Origin of the sequence: Paraclostridium sp., assembly GCF_051657365.1 — a bacterium.
Lineage (GTDB): Bacteria > Bacillota > Clostridia > Peptostreptococcales > Peptostreptococcaceae > Paraclostridium.
Window position 1 is genome coordinate 1 of record NZ_JBOFKN010000057.1, and the last position, 4,243, is coordinate 4,243.

Sequence of the window (4,243 nt, forward strand, 5' to 3'; positions counted from 1 at the left end):
CAATAAGTGATTTGATAGCTTTTAGTTCCTCTGATGTTTTAGTTTTAATTTCTTTTTCTAATCTATCAACTTTTACTTTTTGCTTTTCTAAACCGTCAATCATAGAATCGTATTCTTTATATCTGTAATCTAACTTTTCGGTAATTTCTTTTAGTTTTAAATTAGACTCTTTATATCCATCTCTTTCACTCATCATTAATTGAGTTTGCATTTTATTAGTTAAAGATTCTTTTAATTGCTCATTAACCATTATATCTTTTGTGATACCCTCTAATCTAAAATTAGTTAATACATTTTTAGCTAATTCTCTAGCATTTTCCGATTCAATCTCTTTTACTCTAAACTCTAAAGATTCTACTGGAGTATTTTTATATTTATTTTCATAGAATTTCAACATATTTTTTTCATCCAAATTATTAGAAATATCTAAATTATAATTTTTAGCAGCTTTCTCATAAATAGATTTTTCTCTTTCTAAATCTCTATTTAATTGCTCTATAATTCTAATACATCTAGGTGTCTTTTCAGTTTCTAATTGTAAAGAATTAATAGATTCCTTAATCTCTTTTTCTTGTTTTTTTAGATGTTCGTTCAATGGATCAATTAATAATTGATTTTCAATTTTTCTTAAATTTTTTGAATGCGAATAAAAAGCACCTTTTGTTATTATGTTTAGTGCTTTTAACTTTATGTCCTCTTCAGTTGTATTTAAGATTTTAATTAATTTAGATTTACATTCTTCTTTTGTTGGAATAACATTTTCCCTTTTAATTTCAAGCTCTCTTTTCTTAATTTCTCTTAATTCCTTAGCTTGTTTATATTCTTTAAACTTCTCTTGTTCTTCAGAAGTTAGTTTTTCTAGTCCTAATCTTTTTTCTTTTTGTAAAGTAATTCCAGATATATTAACTGGAGTTCTATTTAAAAGTTCAGCTTTTAAATAATCACCTTTTTCTAAAGCAACCTCTCTTTGTTTCTTTAAAGATTCACAAGAAACTCTTTCCTCGAATCCATTTTTTTCTAATGCTTGATTAGCTAAAATTTCCCATGATTTTCTAATATGTAAAAGTTGCTCCTTAGTTCTCCAAGCATTATCTTTTTTAGCTCCACCAAGTTCAGGTTTTTTTGAGTTTGCTCTTTTAAAAAATTGTTCTTTAGTTCTTAAAATATTGTCTATTTCTCTTTCAGAAAACATAAGATGACAATGAAGATTTTTCTCTCCATCTTTACTATGTGATTCATGGATGGCAAAAGAATAAGGATGTTTATATCCTAACTCTTTTTTTACAAAGTCTTGAACAAGTTCGATTCCTTGTTTATGATTTAATTCATTAGGAATATTTAACTCAAATTCTCTATAAGAAACTCCATTAATTCTTTCAAAATCATCAGCAGATTCCCAAAATTCAATCGCTGATGTTCCATCAGAAAAACAATTAGTATTTCCTGATTCTTTATATACTAAATCTTGCTTTTTATTATATTTATTTTCTCTTAGAATGTACTCAGCATGGGCTTTAGCCATTCCAACTTTTCCAACCTTACAATGTAATCTATATTCAGCCATGTCAAGTACACCTCCCTTAATCAAATTTTGTAAAAATTTACCTTGTTAGTCATCCCATATTTTGGGAATGACTTCTACACGCAAGTTTCTCATTTTTGAGAAACTGTTAAGCGTGCATTGTTTTTTAATTATATCATTTTGATTTAGAAACTTCAATTGAAATATAAAAAAGATGGAAATAGCTCCCATCTTTTTTCTTTATTTATTATTAAATTTAAATAAATAGAATATTAAACCAAAAATCAGAATAAATATTACAATTAAAACTATAATTGCTCCCTCAATATTTATTATAGAACAATTATTATACTGACTTTGTTTATTATATTGATTTTGTTTATTATTAATCATTTCGTCACTCCTCTTTGGATATTTAAATTAAATTTTAATTGAATGGGTTTTACCCAAAAAGGTTGATTTTTATATTCTTAAAACTCTTATACCATCAATCAGAATATGATTAAATGATTTAATAGGTGTTATTTTCTTTTTTAAGTTATTTTTTAATAAATTTTTTCTAATAATGATTTTTTTTATTGATTTATATTTTTTTAAATTGTTTCTGATTTTGTTTATATAATCTCTATAAAATTCTGATTGCAATAATAACTTTTCAATATGTTCTATAAGTTGATTTGCTTTTTTATAAAATTCTTTTTCTAGATTCAAATATGATGTTGATAATACTCTTAAATCATTACTATACATATAATTCACCTCCTATTAAAATTATACATATCTTTATGTAATTCTACAAATGTGCAAAACTGTAAAAATGGTTAAAAAAATGGTTAAAAAAAACTATTTGACACATTAATGCTATAACCAAAAAGAAAGGTATCGTTAAAAATATGAGCAAACTTTTAAAAAAAGGATAAAAAAAAATCATAGAAAAAAATTAAAAAACACAATATATATTGTTTGGTTTAAAAGTTTAACACAATATATTGTATAAATAAAAAAAGAGAAATTAAAAATCTCTCTTTTTTAACCAATTATTTTATCTTTATATTGGATTTTTATATTTTCATCCCTTGCAATTTTTTCCAATCTTGCAATTAAAGCTCCACCAACTAATTTTTTATTATTTTTTCCAAGTAATTTATCCTCTGTTATTTTTTCAAAATTTATAATAATATTATTCTGCTTTCTATCTTCTATTATTATTTCAATTGATTCTTTTCTAGTATATCCCATAGACATTCCTTGTAATATTTCATCATCTGAAATATGCCATAATTTTAATAAATTTGTTACTGATTCATCTAATTCAACCTTTTCAACTATTTTATATTTTTCATCTAATAATTCTTTTGAATAATTACCCTTATTTAATTTAATAAAAAATATAATTCCTGTTTTTATTTTATTAAATTCTTCTTGAGTTAATTCAATTCTATTTAAATTTTGTTCTTCTTTTACTTCAATTTTTTCAACTATTTCATATTTATCTTTATTGCTAATATCAAAAGTTTTTCTCATAAATGGAGTATGATTAGTTCTTTGTTTTTCTAAATATTTTTTATAAAGTTCTTCATATTCATCTTTCATAATTTTAATTTTTTCAATTTCTGTAATTTTAAGCTCTTGATCTTTTTCTAAATCTATGTTATTTTCTTTTAAAATTTCTTCTTTTATTTCTTGTTCTTGGACAACTTCAAGAACAGTTTTTACAACTAATTTTTTCTCTTTTTGCTCCATTCCTGTTTTTATAGATTTTATTAAATAATTTAAACTTTTTATCTCTTGTTTAATCTCTTTATATGACCAATTTAAACCTTTTATAAGGTCTTTTTCTTGGAACATTTCAACTAATATTTCAATATTATCTATTGTTAACAAAGGTGCAATAAATCTATTCTTTTTTACTTTTTCTATAACTTTATTTAATTTATCTGAAACTTCAATTATATCAATAATCTCAGAATTTTTTAATTTACTATTTAATTTTGTATTGCTCCATGAAAATTTCAAACCCGTTACATTTCTTCCCGTTTTTATTTTTTCCAATTTTAAATTAGAAAAAAGTTGCCCTAATTCTTGCATAATAGGAGTCAAAATTTTTTTATCTATTTCAGACATTCTATATTTTGGAGGAATATCTAAAATATTTCTAAATTCAGAAATATCAAATTTTCTTTCTTTTTTAATTTCCCATTGTTTCAATAATTTAAACATATTCTTAGAGTATGAACTTTTTAAATTTACAAATTCAATTAATTCAAATTTTGTATAATTACCTTCTTTTAACATTTTATTTAAAATATACTCAAATTTTTCATGTACTTGAATTGTAATAGTTTTCTCTTCAACATTAACTGTATATTCACTAAAAAGATTAAATTTTGTAAAACTTAATTCACTGTGCATTATTTTTATATTTAAGCCTAACATCTTGTCATAAGTACTTGATAAGTCTTTTATAAATCTATTTAAATTTCTATTTGAATAATTTGATAATTCTTTTAATTCACTAAAACTTAATACAACTTTTTTTGTCCCCATATCTCTTACTTTAAAACAAATACTAAAGAATAAATCTAACTCTTTTTCTTTAAATTTTCCAAAAGCAACAGAATTCATATCATTATCATATTTTACAATTTCATTTCCCATAAATTCCCCCTAATTTATTATTGCAACAAAAAGTACCCTTAGTATTTTAAATCTCTTTATAAT

The 4,243-nt window shown here is 22.6% G+C and carries 3 protein-coding genes; all 3 read right to left on the reverse strand.

Features of this window, described 5'->3' with window-relative positions; translation table 11 throughout:
• Positions 1-1,564 (reverse strand): MobA/MobL family protein (locus ACRCYC_RS03935; RefSeq protein ID WP_438532288.1); only part of this gene is annotated, 1,564 nt, incomplete at its 3' end.
• A gap of 420 nt (positions 1,565-1,984) precedes the next feature.
• Positions 1,985-2,272 carry a hypothetical protein gene (locus tag ACRCYC_RS03940; protein ID WP_438510404.1) on the reverse strand — a complete coding sequence of 96 codons (288 nt, stop codon included), beginning with the start codon at positions 2,270-2,272 and terminating at the stop codon, positions 1,985-1,987.
• Positions 2,273-2,551: 279 nt separating this feature from the next.
• The gene (locus ACRCYC_RS03945; protein ID WP_438532289.1) at positions 2,552-4,180 is read right to left on the reverse strand and encodes a replication initiation protein; all 1,629 of its coding nucleotides are present in this window, start codon (positions 4,178-4,180) and stop codon (positions 2,552-2,554) included.
• Positions 4,181-4,243: the final 63 nt, after the last annotated feature.

Excerpts from the sequence above, each read along its gene's own strand:
- ACRCYC_RS03940 (WP_438510404.1), bottom strand. The coding sequence starts at position 2,272 with ATGTATAGTAATGATTTAAGAGTATTATCAACATCATATTTGAATCTA.
- ACRCYC_RS03945 (WP_438532289.1), bottom strand. The coding sequence starts at position 4,180 with ATGGGAAATGAAATTGTAAAATATGATAATGATATGAATTCTGTTGCT.